Here is a 17,004-nt window from a genome sequence, read left to right on the forward strand (position 1 = left end):
GCGGCCGCGACTATGTGCTGCCGGACGACATCAAGGCGCTGGCCGGGCCCGTCTGGGCGCACCGCATCCTGCTGCGGACACGGTCGCGCCAGCCGGACCAGCAGGTGCAGACGCTGCTGGCGGGCATCCTTGCGGCAACGCCCGTCCCGACGGAAGTCAAGCTGAGGTAGCGGATGGGTATCTCATGGATCCTCATCATCGCCGGCCTTGTCTACCTAGTCCAACACACCATTTTCAACCGTTGGGGCTTTCGTGGTCTTACGATTAAACGAACCTTTAATACAGCACACTGCCATGCTGGTGATCGCATCGAAATGATCGAAACGATTCAGAATCGCAAGCTCGCTCCGGTGCCTTGGCTGCGTTTGGAATCCACGATTCATGCCGGGCTTCATTTTGCCAAGCAAAGCAATCTTGCCGTAAGCAGCGGCGCGATGTTTCAGAATCATCGCAGTCTTTTCAGTCTGATGCCGTATACCCGAATCGTTAGACGCCATCAGGTATACTGCGCACAGCGTGGCTGGTATAAGCTGGAGACCGTTTCCGCATCCATTGGGGATCTTGTCGGCATGCAGGCGGCAACGAAGAGCCAGCGCACAGATTTGGAGCTCCTCGTGTATCCGCGCTTGGTAAGCCGGGATGACATCCCGCTTCTATCCAGCCGCTGGCAAGGAGATGTCACGGTGAAGCGCTGGATAATGCCCGATCCGTTTCTCGTCTCGGGTGTGCGCGAGTATCGTTACGGGGATACGATGAACAGCATTCATTGGAAAGCCACGGCTCGCAGCCAGAGACTGCAGGTCTATAATCGGGAATTCACAGCGGACCCGAGGCTGCTCATCATCGTCAATACCCAAATAACCGCAACCATGTGGGACGCTGTTAGCGATCCGGATCTAGTTGAGAAAGGCTTATCGTACGCCGCCACGTTGGCCGAATATGCGATTAGCCAAGGAATTCCTGTTGGCTTCGGGTATAACGGATCTCTCGCCCAGCAGCCCGGTGTCACGGTGCATATCTCTCCAGCCGGCGGTCACCCGCATCTGGAGTATCTGTTCGAAACAATGGCGAAGCTAACTGTTTCCTACACCCGCTCCTGCAGTGATTTTCTGGATGAATGTACTCTGCAGGAAGGGAGCGCCCTGGATATTATTCTACTGACTGCTTTCGTTTCCGATGCCATTGAAGATAGTATTCAGCGACTGGAAGCGCAGGGACATACCGTCTTTATCGTTCCCTTGCAGCATGGGCTATTAACCCTTCATGAAAAGGAGGCGAGTCCATCCGATGTCAACACCGCTTCAGGAGCAAACTCAGCAAGTTAATCGGATTAGGGATACTTATCTTCGAGTCTTCGGAAATTCTCTTTTGTTCGCGGGAGCTGAACTTATTCTATTCTCGCCCCTTGTCGTGACTACGCACCTTTATTTGTCAGAGATATCTCTCTGGCCGTTGATCGTGCAGTTCATGCTTGTTTTCGTGGCAGGCAGCTTATTGGGACGCATAACTTGGCTATCTCGCACACTTTATGAGCTTCTGGGATGTGCACTAGTCGGCTTTGCAGCAGCTTATCTGTTCCAAGGGAACAACTGGCACAGCTGGACTTGTGCCGCAATTGGCATGCTGCTCGCCTATCGCGGTATTCGCTGTACGAAAGACGGCTGGCCTGCCATCTTTCCTGGAGCCTCGTTTGCAGTTGCAGGAGCGGTATACTTCATCGGTGTACCGATCATGGGACATCAGGCCATCTTTCAACCTTATATGGGCTGGTTGAATGGTCTTGGCTTCGTCTCGCTCATTATCTTTTTCTTTGCTATGCAGCGAACAGGCCTGCTAACAGCGACACTTGCCAGCGATGAGCGAGCCGCCTCTTCTTCCTTATCGGAAACCGTGAAGCGCTCGAGCCGGATTTGGTTAACGGTATTAATTGCCCTTATCTTCGTCGTTGCCTACTTTCAGCAGCTTCGACAAGGCATCGTTGCCGGTTTACGCGCTGCCATCGCATGGCTGATGTCTCTCCTGCAATCCGGTCCGCCGCCGGAAACGCTGCCTGAGCCCAGTTCGTCCGCACCACCGCCGCTCCTGCCCCCGGCTGAAGCGAAAGAACCGAGCTGGTTGGACGCCTTGTTTCACTATATTCAGGTTATCTTCGGATATCTCATCGTTATCGCGTTGATCGTTCTTGCTGTTTATGTGATTGTAACCAAGCTCCTGCCCGTAGTGAATGCTTTCCTAAGGCGATTAATGAACCGTTCTCTCAGCAGCAAGCAAGATGGGGAATCCGAGGGCTTCATTGATGAAAAAGAAGCGCTTGTCGATTGGAAAGGGCTTCCACGCCTGTGGTGGCAGCAAGTGAGAAAAGGAAGAAACAGGGAGAGAAGCCATGCGAGGAAATGGTCGCTTTTACCGAACAATCGAGAGCGCGTCCGCTATCTTTACCGACTCTTGATCGAGCAGGCTGCACAGAGCGGGTATACGTATAAGGAAGCTCTGACTCCTAATGAAACGGAAAAAGACTTAAGCTTAGGCAAGCAGCTTCCATCCGAAACCGTTCACGCCATTACAACGGCTTATAATCAAGTTCGGTACGGGGAAACCGACATCTCCGACGCTCAGCTGGATCAAGTGCTGCAAGCGGCCGAGCCTAGCCTTCGCAATCACTTCAAATAGCCAAATTCGCCTACTTTGTAAACCAAAAAGAGGCTGTGCCGCATTCAATGGCATGGCCTCTTTGACTTTTTTATGGAAAATCGTCACATTCCGGCTCTCCGCTGCATATGCATAATTGTTTGAATACAATTGATGAGGTGGTTTTGAGATGTTAGCATTAAAAACGAGCTGTGAAAGAGAAGAAGTCGTTCAAACTTTGTGTGACATGGGCTTGGATCAAATTGCAAGATGGATCATGGTATTACCTGAAGACCGGTGGGAAAACATGTTTCTCTCAACATGGCCAACACTTGCGAAAAAATGCGGCTACAACAGGTAAGCTGCTTTTACATAAACATACGAAACGACCAACATGGCCTACGCTCTGTGCGCTTCTTGCATAGGGCGTTTTTTTTCGCTATTTGTTCGAGGACCATCTCTGCAGCTTTCTAAAGCAAACGCATAATTTGACACATTCTGTACAAAAATGCCACATTCAAGCGCTTTCATAGCAGGAATCTTGCAGGATATAAGCGAATGATATGAGATTAGCATGAATTTATAAAGGAGGGACAGATTGTGAAGCCCGTCACAGTCAAAGATTTAGTCGAGCGCTTCTCGCTCGAAGTACTTGCCGGACACTCGGAACTGCACCGTCCGATTACCAAAACGAAGGCGCATCGCCCCGGCCTTGAGTTTGTCGGCTATTTCGAGTACTTCCCGCAAGAGCACGTACAGCTTTTAGGGAGGAAAGAAATTACTTACCTGCACAAGCTCACCGAACATGAAAGAAATCTGCATATCGGTAATATTGTCAAATATCATCCGCCTTGTTTCGTCGTCACAAGAAACCAGGAAGGCTTGAAATATTTAACGAAATATTGCGAAGAAGAACGCATTCCCCTGCTCCGTACAGCTGCAGCCACAAGTAAATTCCAGGATCTCGTTGATTTATATCTCAGCAAATCCTTGGCGCAAGAGATGGCGATTCACGGCGTCTGCGTCAATGTATCGGGAATCGGCATCTTGCTTCGTGGCAAATCCGGTGTCGGCAAAAGCGAAACCGCCCACACGTTGATTCGCCGAGGACACCGCCTCGTTGCCGATGATATCGTGGTGCTGAAAAAAATTAGCCCGGAGACCCTGCTGGGTACGCACAACGGAAAAACGAAGGAATTCCTTGCACTGCGCAGCATCGGGCTTATTAACGTGTCGCGTCTTTATGGCCGCAAGGCGTTCCAAGATGAAACAAGGATCGTGCTCGACATCGAGCTGACCAAGTGGCAGGAGCATGCGCTCAATAACGATTTGGAGCTTGAGCCTGCTTTCACGGAATATATGGATATTCGAATTCCGCATATTGAAATTCAACTGCAGCCTGGACGCGACGTTGCCGGACTTGTTGAAGCTGCGGCGAACAGCTGGTATTTGCGCCAGCAGGGATACAGTGCAGCCGAAGAATTCATGCAGCGTTTGCAAAGCGACTAAAAGCCCTAAGACCGTCCCAAAACACTCCCCTATGCCGAAAGGTGTTAGTGGAGGTGTTTTTTTATGCGCAAAAGATTACCGTTTATTATTATTTCTATTACGATTGTGGCTTTGTTGGTTTGCGGGTGGACAGCTTATGCATCAACATCATCAACTAACTCTGCCATTTCTACTTCAGTCAACGGCACTTTCAAATCAGCTAGTTCAGAGGCCGTCACTGTCACTACGGACACTGGAGACCAAACGGTACCCTTAGCGAAATCGGTGTGGGTTTTTAAAAATGACCAAAAAGCTCAGCTTGCCGACTTACACGCAGGGGACCAGATCGAGTTAATCCTCAATAGCAAGCAGCAGGCTGCCTATGTCAAAGCAACATCTTCGGTTGCCAATGAGCCCACGCCATCCCCAACTGCTTCTGCGGCTCCGGTTGAGCCGACACAAAGTCCGGCTGCAACGGTTGTGCCGACGCAGACGCCTGCACCTACGTCAGCTGCTCCCAAGCCGGAATCCAGCACGAAGCCAGCTTCATCGGATAAAAACAGTTATCCAGACCTGCAAGGCTTTGATCTTAATGTTGACGGCAAGCATTTCAAGCTGCACATCGGGCAATCCAAGGATGATAAAGGAACAACGTATGATCTCAGCGTTAAGCCTGAAGATTCCGGCATGATTCACCTCAAAGGGGACGAAGCTGCCCAGTGGATCCAGAATCTGCTCGCTTCCATCGACCTCAAATCATCCGATGCCGAGCAGAAAATCGCAGGGTTGCTTGCCCAGCACTATAACTTGGACGCGAACAAATTGAATGTCCACATGAAAACCAAATGGCAGCAACAGCAACCGCAGCAGCAGCCACCGCAACAGGCTCCAAAGAAACCTGGCGATGATCATGACGACAAGCGCAAAGATGAGCCTAAAAATGGGCCAAAAGCTAAAGACGATCACAAAGATGAGCGTAAGGATGAGCATAAAGATAAGGATAAGCCACGTGGCAACAGCCAGCACGACGATTAATAAGAAAGCCGCCAGTCTCCTGTGGAGCTGGCGGCTTTTTCGTATGCAGCTAGTGGAAGTGTGTTAATCCTTCCCTTTTCCATGCCCTTTGCCAGGCCCTTTATCCGGCTTCTTATCCGGTCCTTTACCCGGTCCCTTGTCTGGCCCTTTGCCGGACTCCTTCTCCGGTTTATCCGCCGGTTCCTCCGCCCCCACAACGGGCATATCAAACAGAACAACAGGAGCTTGAGCTAGCGCCCGCCCCATCATCTCGCGAAATAAAACAGCCGGCACAGCCCCGCCGGAAGTCGTTAAATAATGGGTTTTGTCCGTGCGGTCATAACCAACCCAAACGGCGGCCGTCAGCTCTGGTGTGTACCCCACGAACCAGGCATCCTTAGCGCTGCCGCTGCTTATCCCCTCGAACTCCTTCGTCTGCGGCAGCTGCGTGGTACCCGATTTCCCGGCAACAGGTCGGTTCATCGCAGCATTTTTCCCTGTCCCTTCCTGTACAGCCACTTGGAGCATCGATGTCATCGCATAGGCTGTCTCAGGCTTCATGACCTGTACACTCTGCGGTGCAGCTTGTATGAGCACATGGCCTGTGCTAGTTTCTATTTTCGTGATCGTGTGTGCTTCGTGATAAATCCCTTTAGCAGCAAATGCACTGAACCCCTGCGCCATTTGGAGCGGTGAGACCCCCTCCGACAGTCCCCCCAAGGCGATGCTAAGCTGGCGGTCTTGGGCGGGCAGCGGGATGCCCAGCGATTTGGCAAATTGCAGTCCGCGGTCAATGCCGACCTCATGCAGCAGCCACACGGCCGGCACGTTCCAGGAAGACACGATCGCCTCCTGCATCGTCACTTGCCCGCGCGATTGATGATCCCAGTCTTGAGGCTGATACCCCTCAATGTTGAGTGGCCCATCATATAACGTGGAATATGGCTGATAGCCTTGCTCCAGCGCAGGACCGTATACGACAATCGGCTTAAAAGTCGATCCCGGCTGCCGCTTCAGCTGTGTAGCATGACTGAAACCTCGAAAGACGCTTTCTCCCCGTCCCCCTGCCAAAGCGCGGATACCGCCAGTCCGCTGGTCAACAATGACCGCGCCGCTCTGGATGAGCTGATCCGGCTTGCTTTCAGGAAAGAGACTGTCATCCTTATAAACTTCCGTTACCGCGTTTTGTACGGTAGGATCCAGCTCTGTTGTAATGCGTAAGCCGCCCGTTAACAGCTGCTCTTCTGTGAAACCGTACAGACGAACAGCTTCACTAATGACCGCATCGACATAAGCGGGATATTTACCTTTCAGATCATTGCTTTTATCCGACTTCATTACACCGATCGGCGCCGCCTTTGCACTTTCATATGCCTGCGGCGTAATCTTGCCTTCATCGCGCATTAATACCAGCACCGTGTTCCTGCGTTCAAGTGCATGCGCTTCGTCCTGAAAGGGCGAGTAGCGGCTCGGCGCCTTCGGCAGCGCGGCAAGCACGGCCGCTTCCGGCAGGGTCAAGTCTTGCACATTTTTATTAAAATAGGTCCTTGCCGCCCCTTGAACCCCCCAGCTGCCTTCCCCAAAATAAATGCTGTTCAAATACATCTCCAGAATTTCATCTTTGCTGTACGTCGTATCAATTTTGATCGCGTATGCTGCTTCGCGTAATTTTCTCCCCAGGGTTTTGTCCGCATTGAGAAAAAGATTCCTTGCCAGCTGCTGAGTGATCGTACTTGCACCTTCCGAATAGCTGCCCCGCACCACATCGCGGGCTACTGCGCGGAAAATAGACTGAAGATCAATGCCGGTATGCTCATAAAATCTCCGATCCTCCACAGCCACAACGGCATCCGTAAGCACCTTTGGCATCTGTGATATCGGTACCGGGTCAATCTTTGAAGAAGACAACTGCGCCGCCGGTTTGCCGTTTTTATCTAGCACGAGCGTAGCCTCGGGCAGCGGCTGATTTAATTTCGACACATCGAGCCCGCGAATGTAAGTATAACAAGCTGCGAATATGGCTACGCCTCCAGCCATCAACGTCGCCAAGCTTATTAGCCAGAACCTCTTGCTTCTCCACAATCGTTTAACCATCTAACCTTCCCCCTTATGTATGCTATAGGTATTCGTCCTCGGCCCTGAGTTAGCGACGCATAAGTGAGTCCAATTCATGTCAATTTTGGGCAACAAAAAAACGCGCCCTCCCCTTGCGGAGAAAACGCGTTTATTTACTAAGCGATCGAGGTCGGAGCTCCAAAAACAGAGGTATACCCGCTAATCCCGCTCAGAATCCGCTCAGCCTCTTCATCCTTCATGGCACCGTAACGTTCGACGGCGTCCACGATTTTCGGGAACAAATGAACATCCCCTGCGCTAGCGAACCCGCAAATGCCAGGGAACGACAGTACAAAATGCACACAGGCATCAATCACCTGCTGCTGATCAAACGGCTCGTACCACGTGGCATAAGGACGTTCCTGCCCTTCAGCCCACGGCGCCTTGGCGATGGCTTTAATGACCCGCACAGCCACCTGCTGCTTGCCCGCCTCTTCCATCAATGCATCGAAAGCCTCGCGATACTCCGGCAAGCTGTACATGTAATAGTTCAGTGGCAGCAGCACCGTAGCGAAGGGAAATCTATGTAACGCTTCCAAATGAACTTTAGGCGCATCATGCCCGTGTCCCGTAATGCCAATTTCCTTCACGATGCCCTCAGCCTTCGCTTCCAAAGCTGCTTCCAAGGCACCGCCCTTTTCTGTGCAGCGGTCCAGTTCTTCCATCGAACCTACGGCATGCAGCTGAAGCAAGTCAACGGAATCCACTTTCATTCGTTCCAAAGAGCGATAAATCTCTTCCTTCGCTTCCTTTTTCGATCTTTGCCCTGTTTTCGTAGCTAGAAAAATCTCTCCGCGCACTTGGCTAATCGTAGGTCCCATGCGCAGCTCAGCATCGCCATAACTGGCGGCTGTATCGAAATGGTTCACCCCATGCTGCAGGGCATAAGCAATTGACGCATCCGCTTCCTCCTGCTTGACATTGCCGAGACTTGCGGCTCCAAACATAACGACTGAGCTTTCGTAATTCAAACGACCTATGGTACGTTTCAACATTGGATGAAGCGCCCCTTCCTTAGTGTTCTTGCTCTCTATAACCATATCATTTCCAGAACCAAGAATACAATCACCTTCCTCACATAAGCAAAAAAGCTCCCGGATGCAAGCATCCAAGAGCTTTAATCAGCAACTTCAATTAATAGGTTGCTCCTTGCAGAAACTTCACTCTTTCCCCCATAGGAGGAATTTCGTTCCCGTCCACAATCACTTCTACAACAACCGGCTCCCCATGGGATAACCACTCACTCACATGCTCACTCTGCAGTTGATCCAGCGATGTAATCTCAGCATGGCGCAGTCCAAGGGATCTCGCAATTCCTGCGATACTTACGCGTTCTTGTGAGAAATCATCGAGGCAGCGTTTGTACTGCAGCATGTGTCCATGATAGACCATACCCAAGCGGGCATTATTGATGACGACAAAAAGAATCGGAAGCTGATACTCTTTCGCTGTCAGCACTTCCAAACCATGCATGAAGAAGCAGCCGTCGCCTGTTATACAAATCGTTGGCCTGCTCGGCTCTGCTAATTGAGCGCCGATAACTCCGCCAAGTCCGGAGCCCATGCCTCCGAAATTAATGTCGATATCGAATGCTTGGCCGCTTTCGATCAACACATTTTGAATCGAGTAGGTCATGAATTCACCGATATCCAGGAAGAAGCGTGCATGCTTCGGTGCTGCAGCACTTAGTCCGCGGATGGCTGAGCGTGTATTCCACTTCTCCTCGCCAGGCTCGGCTGCCGCTGCAGCCTCTGCCAAACCGGCGAAAGCCTCGCCGACAGCTGCTTCATCCTTCTGTCCATCTGCCGACAGCTGTTCAAGCAGCTCCGCGATAACCAGCTTGATTTCGCCATGCACCGGGTAATGCGTCTCGTACACCTTCCCCAGCTCATTAGCGTCATAATCGATGTGAATCAGCTCACGGCCTGCCACCAAACGCGGCTCCCAATTACTTGTCGCCAGCTCGCCAAGGCTTGACCCAATGATCAGCAGCACTTCGTGGTTGCCGCCATTCAAATACTCGCTTGCCTTCCAGTTAGCTGAAAGGCCATATCCCCCTAGCGACAGCGGGTGATTCTCCGGGAACGCTCCCTTACCGCGTGGTGTGGTCGCAACGCCCCAACCCAGCATTTCAGCAAATTGCACAATGCTTTCCGATGCTGTTTTTGCTCCATGTCCGAGCAAAATGGCTCCCTTGGAGCCTGCCGCCTTTATTCGCTGTGCAGCCGCTTTGGCAGCCGCCAAATCTATAATGGGCTGCTCCACGGGAGGCAGCACCGGAAGTTCTCTTTCTCCGATATCCTTCATTTGAATGTCAATCGGAATCGCTAGATGAACAGGACCTGGTACACCGCTAACCGCTGTGTGATAAGCTTCTGCCAGAATCTCCGGCAGTTCATGCGGATCCAGCACCGTCCGGCTCATCTTCGTGATCGAAGCAAAGATCGGCTCCGCATACAACTCTTGCGCACCGCCCTTGCCCAGCTTCGTCGAAGGAACCGAGCCCGTTATGAAAATAACGGGCAGCTTCTGTTTCCAGGCATTCGCAGCCGGCGTTACCAGATTCGTCGCTCCTGGGCCGCTAGATGCTACACATAGTGATGGAATACCGGTAATTCTCGTATAAGAACCCGCCATATAACCGGAGCTGTTCTCATGTTTGGCTACTATCGGTTTAAGCTCTGGGATATCCAGCAGGGCATCATAAATAGCATTGATCGAACCCGCCGGAATACCGAATACATACTTTACTCCTTGCTGCACAAGAAATCTCAATCCTACTTCAATCGCCCGCATCTTCGTTACTCCTTTCCAATAGGTAATGTAAATTTAAATGCCGAACCTTGGCCTTCACTGCTTTCGAACCAGATACGGCCGCCGTGCAGTTCGATCAGTTGTTTGGAAATCGCAAGGCCAAGTCCCGTCCCATTGATTTGATTATTCGCCTGGTAGAACTTGGTAAAAATATTTTTCTGCTTTTCAAAAGGAATCCCAATCCCGTTATCCTGCACCTCAACCGTGAGCAAGCTATCCTCGAATTTCGTTTTTATCGTAATAACACCCAGTGGAGGCGTAAATTTAATCGCGTTGGAAAGTAAATTAAGCAGAATTTGCAGAATGCGTTGTTTATCCACTCGGACGACGGTATCCTTATCCACTTCGGTTTCAACAACCAGGATCAATTTCTTTTTATTAATAAGCGACTGTACGATATGAACTGATTCCTTAACAATTTCATTGAAGTCCGCTTCGGTGTATAGGAGCTCAAACTTCCCATTTTCCATTTTGGCAAAATCGAGCAATTCATTCACTTGATCAAGCAATCGGTCGATGGACTTAGCCGCAATATCCAGCAAATCCTTCTGCGAATCGTTGAGATCGCCTAGAATGCCTTTTCCAAGAATATCAACAGACCCTTTAACCGCTGTAATCGGCGTACGCAGCTCATGCGAGAGTGTCGCTATGAAATCGCTTTTGAGCTCGTTCAAATGTTCCAATTCCCGCACAAGGCCCTCTAACTTGAAGTTAGCTTGCTGCAGCTCTATGGAACGCTCGTGCACGGAATGATCCAGTGTTTCGGTATGCTGCGCATTGGATAATGCCGTTGCCGTCGCATCCGAGATGGATTGGCAGAACTCCAGAATACTGGCTTCATACTTGCGCTGCTTCCCGATCGACGGGATCGCCACGACGCCGTATACCGAGCCTTTGGCTACCAGCGGGAATACCATGATACTTTTAATGTCAAAAGAAACGAACGCTTTATGATTAGGCCGTGGGTCTGCATAAACATCCTCGATGGCTGCCGCTTTTTTCTCCGTGATGACTTCATACAACAGCCGATCGTTTTCGATCGTTAATTTGACCTCGCGATGCTTTACCTTCCATTCATCCATCGTCACGTTCTCTGAGGACAACTGATAAGGCTCAATCGTATGTTCTTTTTCATTATATAAATGAATTCCGATGTCCTTCGATCCACTTGCTTTGCGCATGTAGTAGAAAAACGTGTTCAGTACATCCTTGACAGATAACGATTCGGACAATGCTTTCGTCGCATCAAGAAGAAGCTGCTGCTTTTCCATAAGCAGTTGACGCTGCTCAAACATCCGGATATTGCGAATGGCTACACTGGCCATATTAACAAAGGCTTCCGTGACTTCCATCTGCTCTGGCGTAATATTCATTGGTTTACCGAAATCATGAACGAAGACTAGACCAAACACCTCATTATCGACGATGACCGGGATACCGAGGATGGATTTAATTTTCAGCAATTGTCTTTTGGACTGATCCAAACGCAAATCTATACTCGTATCAGAAATGTAGTCACTGGATTGATTTCGTAAAATATCCCTTACAAATTCATCCTCTTTCGGATCAATTAACAATTCCGTGATATCAACAGGTAATTTATTGCCTTTATATCCTTTGAACGTACCGTCTGGCTGCTTCAGGAAAAAACCAACCAGATCCGCTTGCGTTATCTCGCCGGCGATCGCATCTACGAAAACCTGCAAAATTTCCGACAGCTCAAACTGTGAATTGATAACTTTTGTCATTTGAAACAATTTCTGAAAACTCATAAGCTCCATGACCATGCTTTCCTCATTCTCCTTTGTCTAACGAATCTTTATTTGATGTCTTCCACTGTTTTTGGCTCCGAGTAGTGCGGCATCCGCTTGTGTAATAATTTGCTCAAAACAGGTCGGATCGAAATTATTGGTTAATCCAATACTTACGGAAAACTCTTGCATCTTATTAGGCGCCAGGCTTACCTTTAAGCTATCTACATCTTTAATAATGCTGTTGGCTATTTCAACACAATTCGCTTCATTATGAAGCAGAACCAAATATTCATCTCCGCCATACCGAAACGCTAAGTCGTGATCGCTTGAAACTTTAGACTGTATGATTGCAGCAACTTCCCGCAATACTTGATCGCCAACCAAATGGCCGAAATTATCGTTAATATCTTTAAAATAGTCCATATCCACCATCATAGCAGCCTGGAATTTCTTAGTTCCCTCACTGATCATCCGGATCGTTATATCTAAATAAGCTCGATTATATAGGCCAGTTAATGCGTCTACGTAGACCAACTTGGCCAGTTGTTTATTGTCTTTCTTCAAATTTTTAATCTTGGCTTTTTGATGAAGGGCGATCTCCACTTTCCGTTCCAGCACATCCAAATCAAAAGGCTTTGTTAAATAATCAACCGCTCCTAGGCGCAATCCCTGTAAAATGTCTTCTTTCTGCGCATTGGCCGATAAGAAAATAATGGGTGTGTCAAAATCAGGTTCCGCAATCAAGCTTTTACATATTTCAAACCCTGTAATTTCCGGCATCATCACATCGAGCAAAATCAGATCAGGCATCACTTCTTTGACCATCGCCTGCGCTTCTGTACCATCTTCAACGGTAAAAATTTCATAATGTAACGAATTCAAAAATATACGCAGTATATTTAAGTTATGAGGTTCATCATCGATGATAAGAATACGACCGCTCATTCATTTATCCCATCTTTCATTACGATAATAGTTTCGAGTCCACTAACCATTCATTTGCATTTGCTCATCGATGATGCTTAAAAAGATCCGTACCAATTTCTCGTCAAATTGTTTGCCCGCATGAGTAAGCAGCTGCTCTCTTACCTCATGAACGTGGAGCGAGTTCCGATAAACTCTCGTGGATGTCATCGCGTCGAACGCATCGGCGATACTTACAATCCGTACCAGATAAGGGATGTCCGATCCGCTCAATTGATCCGGGTACCCCCGTCCATCCATCCGCTCGTGATGCCACCTTACCATCGGTAATAGATGTTCCACATCCTGCAGTTCCTTCAGCAATTCAAACCCGATCACAGGATGTTGGCGGATGACACTAAACTCTTCGTCCGTTAAACGGCCAGGCTTCATGAGAATATGATCGGGAATAGCTAACTTCCCTACATCGTGAAGCAAAGCGCCCAGTTTCAAAGTTTCCAACTCGGTGTCACTGACGCCGGCTCTCGCGCCAAGCAGCGTAGAATAGAAAGCAACATTATAGCAATGATCAACTGTAAAACTGTCTTTCACTCTTAATGTATTAAAAAGACTTTCGTAAGCCTGCTGCTTAAGCACCTGCTTGCGGAATTGAATCTTTTTAATCAACTGCTCCATATGTAATTTGATGAGATTGCATAACTGCAATTGATCGTCTTTCAACTGAGTATCCGAAGGAAATGAGAATAGTAGGGCACCGTACGAAGGGCCGTGCTTTATGTGGAATCCATAAATACATTCGTATCTGGATTTTAGAAGGTGATCGCGAAGCATTCCATCTGCCTCATACACCGACAAACGGGAACCTTCTGGCATTTGGGAAAAAAATTGTGTGTGAAGGACTATGTACTTTAGCTGCTCCATGACTGCTGTACTAATATTTACGGAATAAGAAGCTGGGGTAATCTGATGTTTCTCATCCATTAGAAAAAGAGAGATATGTTCACAGCCTATTGATTTTTTGGCGATATCATTCAATTGGCCGATCGATTCGAAGATGGAATCAGAATTTATCACATTCTTGAAAAACAATGAATTCTGCATAGATGTTACCTCTTATTCTTCTCAAGTAGACTGCCCCGACATTTTAATTAGTACTAGTTCTTCTTGTTAAGGAGAATCTCCTCTATTATAAATAATTTTTTCCATAATTTTAATATTTTTTTACTAGAATAGTTATAATTTCACACGTTGTGAGTGTTTGTCCGAGAGACATTCGTCGATTTGTGTCAAAGCAAATTAGGCGCCACATCGCAAACTGGATGGGACTTTCGACACATGATGTCACTACCCTCCATGATGTAGTATGTAACAACACTATTTCCATGGTAAAGTATGGATATTAAGGGAATGGCGCTGATGGATATTTTGATGTATATTTCATGTATATTAAAAGAGAGAAGTGAATAGGATGGCGATCTATATCGCGTTATTGCGTGGCATTAATGTGGGTGGGAAAAATATCATCAAAATGGCTGAGCTTCGAAAAACATTGGAGCAAATTGGGCTGCTTCGTGTTCAGACCTATATTCAGAGCGGAAATGTATTGTTCGAATCGGATGCGGATGAAGAATCGCTGCGCAAGCTGATTGAGAATGAGATTGAGCGAGCCTTTCATATCTCTTTAGCTGTGATTTTGAGAACTGCGGAGGAACTGAATCTCATAGCCGCCAATTGCCCGTACACGGCCGACGAAATCTCCGAAGCGGAATCTATGTCCGATGCCGAAAGCCTTTACGTAGCCTTCCTCCCTAAAGAGCCGTCCAAAGAAAGCTTAGCTCGTCTTGAAGCGTTCCAAACAGAGAATGACCAGCTGCGGGCAAAAGAAAGAGAAATCTATCTGCTGTACCGACACAGCGTTCTAAAATCCAAGCTCGCCAATAACCTGCCGAAGCTTGATGTGCCTGCTACCGTGCGCAATTGGAAAACGCTAAGTAAGCTTGTTGCCCTAGCCAATGAGATGACTGCTACCACGCAACGATAACACAGAAAACATAAAAAGAAGCATAATCTCCCAGTCTTTCTACTGATCGATTATACTTCTTTTTGTTTGATCGGGACGACACGATTTGAACATGCGACCCCCTGCTCCCAAAGCAGGTGCTCTACCAAGCTGAGCTACGTCCCGATACTGCTATGTATGTTAAATGTAAAAATGGCGCGCCCTGAGAGATTCGAACTCCCGACCTTTTGATTCGTAGTCAAATACTCTATCCAGCTGAGCTAAGGGCGCTTAAAATATGGAGCGGAAGACGGGGATCGAACCCGCGACCCTCGCCTTGGCAAGGCGATGCTCTACCGCTGAGCCACTTCCGCAAGTAGGTGTTTCATGCCGCTTCTTTAAAAGCGACAAGTAGTAATATAACAGGATTCTTTACAAAAAGCAAATCATTTGTTTAATTATTTATCGCCAATTTTTACCTGTGGTTTTCTATGCGGAGAGGAGGGAATATGTGGAAGCATCTTTCTTTGATCAGAACGTCAAGGTTGCACAAGGGATCATCTTCGAAGAAAAGCTGGCGGTATACACGGAGCATGAATTTCATATGCATGCCGCTTTGGAGGTCAGTATAGCCCTTGATAGTACAATGAAATATCCGATTGGCGACGAGTGGTATTATGCCGATCCTGGCGATATCCTTTTGCTGCGCCCGTTCGAACCGCACTGGAATTTAACTCGCGAGGAAGGGAAACCTAGCCGTTGGATCATGCTCCTGTTCTCACCCGATTACGTTGCTTTCATCCCGAACGGATACAGCTTGCTAGTTCCCTTCTATACGATGAACACATCGCAGGTAATCCCAGCAGCATCGCCATACGCACAGTCGATCATCCGGCTTGCTAAGGAGGCCCTGCAGGAGCATAAGCAAGCTCAGCCTGGCTGGGAGATCCAGCAGATGACGTTGTTCATTCAAATCCTTGTTCAGATTCAAAGGTACTACCATTCGTTAGAGCAATCGCTCGCGGCTCCCTCCCTATCCGGCGTCATAGCAGCCATAGAGCATCTCATCACCCACTGGTCTGAGGAAGTGGACGTAGACTTACTTATCCAAAGGTCTGATCTAAAAAAGACCTGGTTTTATACCAAATTCAGAGAATTGACAGGCTCTTCCCCTAATGAATTCATCATTCGGCTTCGCCTTCAGTATGCAGCTCATATGCTGATGCATACGCATGAATCCATCACTGATATTGCCCTCGCCTGCGGCTTCAGCACCCCTAGCTACTTCAACAAAGTGTTCAAGGAACAACGGGGAATGACACCCAGCGTATACCGCAGACAGGCAGCAACATCATCCAGTATCACAGCTAAGGGTGATTAAAAAGAGGAGATTATCCTTTGGCGTATCCGGACAAAAGGACACGGTCCTCTAGCCGTTTGCCCGACTGGGCGTAACGGCAGCTTGCCGCTGCGACTTGGAAGGCATAGGCGCGTCTGGGCTTATCCGTGTGATTCTTCTTGCTGTGGTGCAGCGTCTCACGGTGGAAGAACACAGCATCGCCAGGGGCTAATGGGGGACAAGGCACACCATTCTCCGGCTCTGCAGCGCGCTTATGGCCAGGCTCTGTATTGATGTTTGGCTGACGCCCAAGTAAATGTGATCTTGGGGCGAGCCACAGGCCTGCGTTCTCCTGACTGATATTATCAAGTGCAATAAAACCATTGAGCATATGACCGAGAATATGGGTGTACTGATTATCTTGATGCCACTCCAATCCATTGCCGTGGGGAGCTACGACCGCGTACATCCCCATCCACAGTTTAACTTGATCTCCTAGAATTTGTTCTAAAAGGCTTACAATCTCCGGATTCGTCAAAAACCTCGTAGTCTCAGGATATAGTTCCTGCTCCGCGCCAATATCGATGATGGATTTACTTTTCCATTCGCCTGTCCCTTTTTCGTTAGCAAAGGCAGTATTCTCTTCATTGATCGCATCAACCATTTCTTTTGTAAGAAAGCCTCGAGCATAAAAGAACCCTTCTCGATAAAACTGCTCCACCATTTCCTGCGTCAGTACAAACCTTGTGACTTGTGTCATATGCCTCAACCTCCTTTGTGGATATGACTTTATTGTAAATGAGAAAGACGCTTCGTTACTTCCAATCGAAGAGGTGAATACTAGCAAATTTGTTCACTTATCTACACAAAGAACACACAAAAAGCAAAAAGGATTAAGTTAGTGATAACTTAATCCTTTTTGCTAGGTA

At 48.4% G+C, this 17,004-nt stretch carries 15 protein-coding genes and 3 tRNA genes; 8 read left to right on the forward strand and 10 right to left on the reverse strand.

What is annotated here, in order from left to right:
- The first annotated feature begins 14 nt into the window (after positions 1-14).
- From PCH02S_RS37135 to PCH02S_RS34255, 6 genes are all read left to right on the forward strand, one after another.
- Positions 15-170, forward strand: a complete 156-nt coding sequence (locus PCH02S_RS37135; protein ID WP_407670156.1) for a hypothetical protein — start codon at positions 15-17, stop codon at positions 168-170.
- A gap of 3 nt (positions 171-173) precedes the next feature.
- On the forward strand, positions 174-1,325 hold the full coding sequence (locus PCH02S_RS34240) for a DUF58 domain-containing protein (protein WP_127458582.1): 1,152 nt from the start codon (positions 174-176) through the stop codon (positions 1,323-1,325).
- Positions 1,288-2,670 carry a DUF4129 domain-containing protein gene (locus tag PCH02S_RS34245; RefSeq protein ID WP_164819840.1) on the forward strand — a complete coding sequence of 461 codons (1,383 nt, stop codon included), beginning with the start codon at positions 1,288-1,290 and terminating at the stop codon, positions 2,668-2,670. The genes PCH02S_RS34240 and PCH02S_RS34245 overlap by 38 nt, the downstream gene beginning before the upstream one ends.
- Positions 2,671-2,818: 148 nt before the next feature.
- Entirely contained in the window at positions 2,819-2,989 is a 171-nt protein-coding gene (locus PCH02S_RS36050) for a hypothetical protein (protein WP_157325949.1), read from the forward strand.
- A 239-nt stretch (positions 2,990-3,228) separates the two neighbouring features.
- Positions 3,229-4,137: an HPr(Ser) kinase/phosphatase gene (gene hprK / locus PCH02S_RS34250; RefSeq protein WP_127458584.1), complete on the forward strand. Its 909-nt coding sequence runs from the start codon at positions 3,229-3,231 to the stop codon at positions 4,135-4,137.
- A gap of 63 nt (positions 4,138-4,200) precedes the next feature.
- Positions 4,201-5,151 carry a YusW family protein gene (locus PCH02S_RS34255; protein ID WP_127458585.1) on the forward strand — a complete coding sequence of 317 codons (951 nt, stop codon included), beginning with the start codon at positions 4,201-4,203 and terminating at the stop codon, positions 5,149-5,151.
- Between the two features lie 63 nt (positions 5,152-5,214).
- Here PCH02S_RS34255 and PCH02S_RS34260 read toward each other — a convergent pair whose 3' ends face one another.
- The 6 genes from PCH02S_RS34260 to PCH02S_RS34285 form a co-directional block, all read right to left on the reverse strand.
- Positions 5,215-7,224, reverse strand: coding sequence for a transglycosylase domain-containing protein (locus PCH02S_RS34260; RefSeq protein ID WP_127458586.1), 2,010 nt, complete (start codon positions 7,222-7,224; stop codon positions 5,215-5,217).
- A gap of 137 nt (positions 7,225-7,361) precedes the next feature.
- Positions 7,362-8,240, reverse strand: a complete 879-nt coding sequence (locus PCH02S_RS34265) for an aldo/keto reductase (RefSeq protein ID WP_127458587.1) — start codon at positions 8,238-8,240, stop codon at positions 7,362-7,364.
- A 139-nt stretch (positions 8,241-8,379) separates the two neighbouring features.
- Entirely contained in the window at positions 8,380-10,041 is a 1,662-nt protein-coding gene (locus PCH02S_RS34270; RefSeq protein WP_127458588.1) for a thiamine pyrophosphate-binding protein, read from the reverse strand.
- Between the two features lie 5 nt (positions 10,042-10,046).
- Positions 10,047-11,846 (reverse strand): sensor histidine kinase, encoded by a 1,800-nt coding sequence (locus tag PCH02S_RS34275; protein ID WP_127458589.1) that lies wholly within the window; start codon positions 11,844-11,846, stop codon positions 10,047-10,049.
- A gap of 21 nt (positions 11,847-11,867) precedes the next feature.
- Positions 11,868-12,758, reverse strand: a complete 891-nt coding sequence (locus PCH02S_RS34280) for a GGDEF domain-containing response regulator (RefSeq protein ID WP_127458590.1) — start codon at positions 12,756-12,758, stop codon at positions 11,868-11,870.
- Positions 12,759-12,800: 42 nt separating this feature from the next.
- Positions 12,801-13,838 (reverse strand): HD-GYP domain-containing protein, encoded by a 1,038-nt coding sequence (locus tag PCH02S_RS34285; protein WP_127458591.1) that lies wholly within the window; start codon positions 13,836-13,838, stop codon positions 12,801-12,803.
- 367 nt (positions 13,839-14,205) lie between these two features.
- Between PCH02S_RS34285 and PCH02S_RS34290 the strand changes: the two genes are divergently transcribed.
- Complete coding sequence (locus PCH02S_RS34290) at positions 14,206-14,778, forward strand: DUF1697 domain-containing protein (protein ID WP_127458592.1); 573 nt, start codon at positions 14,206-14,208, stop codon at positions 14,776-14,778.
- 70 nt (positions 14,779-14,848) lie between these two features.
- Here the strand turns inward: PCH02S_RS34290 and PCH02S_RS34295 are convergent.
- The 3 genes from PCH02S_RS34295 to PCH02S_RS34305 form a co-directional block, all read right to left on the reverse strand.
- Positions 14,849-14,922 (reverse strand) — tRNA-Pro (locus PCH02S_RS34295).
- Between the two features lie 28 nt (positions 14,923-14,950).
- Positions 14,951-15,027: transfer RNA gene (locus PCH02S_RS34300), tRNA-Arg, on the reverse strand.
- An 8-nt stretch (positions 15,028-15,035) separates the two neighbouring features.
- Positions 15,036-15,110: transfer RNA gene (locus tag PCH02S_RS34305), tRNA-Gly, on the reverse strand.
- Between the two features lie 137 nt (positions 15,111-15,247).
- Between PCH02S_RS34305 and PCH02S_RS34310 the strand changes: the two genes are divergently transcribed.
- The gene (locus PCH02S_RS34310) at positions 15,248-16,117 is read left to right on the forward strand and encodes an AraC family transcriptional regulator (protein ID WP_127458593.1); all 870 of its coding nucleotides are present in this window, start codon (positions 15,248-15,250) and stop codon (positions 16,115-16,117) included.
- A 10-nt stretch (positions 16,118-16,127) separates the two neighbouring features.
- Here the strand turns inward: PCH02S_RS34310 and PCH02S_RS34315 are convergent, their stop codons facing one another.
- Positions 16,128-16,835, reverse strand: coding sequence for a phytanoyl-CoA dioxygenase family protein (locus tag PCH02S_RS34315; RefSeq protein ID WP_127458594.1), 708 nt, complete (start codon positions 16,833-16,835; stop codon positions 16,128-16,130).
- Positions 16,836-17,004: the final 169 nt, after the last annotated feature.

The organism is Paenibacillus chondroitinus NBRC 15376 (assembly GCF_004000765.1).
GTDB lineage: Bacteria > Bacillota > Bacilli > Paenibacillales > NBRC-103111 > Paenibacillus_E > Paenibacillus_E chondroitinus.

Excerpts from the sequence above, each read along its gene's own strand:
- PCH02S_RS34240 (WP_127458582.1), top strand. The coding sequence starts at position 174 with ATGGGTATCTCATGGATCCTCATCATCGCCGGCCTTGTCTACCTAGTC.
- PCH02S_RS34245 (WP_164819840.1), top strand. The coding sequence starts at position 1,288 with ATGTCAACACCGCTTCAGGAGCAAACTCAGCAAGTTAATCGGATTAGG.
- PCH02S_RS36050 (WP_157325949.1), top strand. The coding sequence starts at position 2,819 with ATGTTAGCATTAAAAACGAGCTGTGAAAGAGAAGAAGTCGTTCAAACT.
- PCH02S_RS34255 (WP_127458585.1), top strand. The coding sequence starts at position 4,201 with ATGCGCAAAAGATTACCGTTTATTATTATTTCTATTACGATTGTGGCT.
- PCH02S_RS34260 (WP_127458586.1), bottom strand. The coding sequence starts at position 7,224 with ATGGTTAAACGATTGTGGAGAAGCAAGAGGTTCTGGCTAATAAGCTTG.
- PCH02S_RS34265 (WP_127458587.1), bottom strand. The coding sequence starts at position 8,240 with ATGTTGAAACGTACCATAGGTCGTTTGAATTACGAAAGCTCAGTCGTT.
- PCH02S_RS34270 (WP_127458588.1), bottom strand. The coding sequence starts at position 10,041 with ATGCGGGCGATTGAAGTAGGATTGAGATTTCTTGTGCAGCAAGGAGTA.
- PCH02S_RS34275 (WP_127458589.1), bottom strand. The coding sequence starts at position 11,846 with ATGGTCATGGAGCTTATGAGTTTTCAGAAATTGTTTCAAATGACAAAA.
- PCH02S_RS34280 (WP_127458590.1), bottom strand. The coding sequence starts at position 12,758 with ATGAGCGGTCGTATTCTTATCATCGATGATGAACCTCATAACTTAAAT.
- PCH02S_RS34285 (WP_127458591.1), bottom strand. The coding sequence starts at position 13,838 with ATGCAGAATTCATTGTTTTTCAAGAATGTGATAAATTCTGATTCCATC.
- PCH02S_RS34290 (WP_127458592.1), top strand. The coding sequence starts at position 14,206 with ATGGCGATCTATATCGCGTTATTGCGTGGCATTAATGTGGGTGGGAAA.
- PCH02S_RS34315 (WP_127458594.1), bottom strand. The coding sequence starts at position 16,835 with ATGACACAAGTCACAAGGTTTGTACTGACGCAGGAAATGGTGGAGCAG.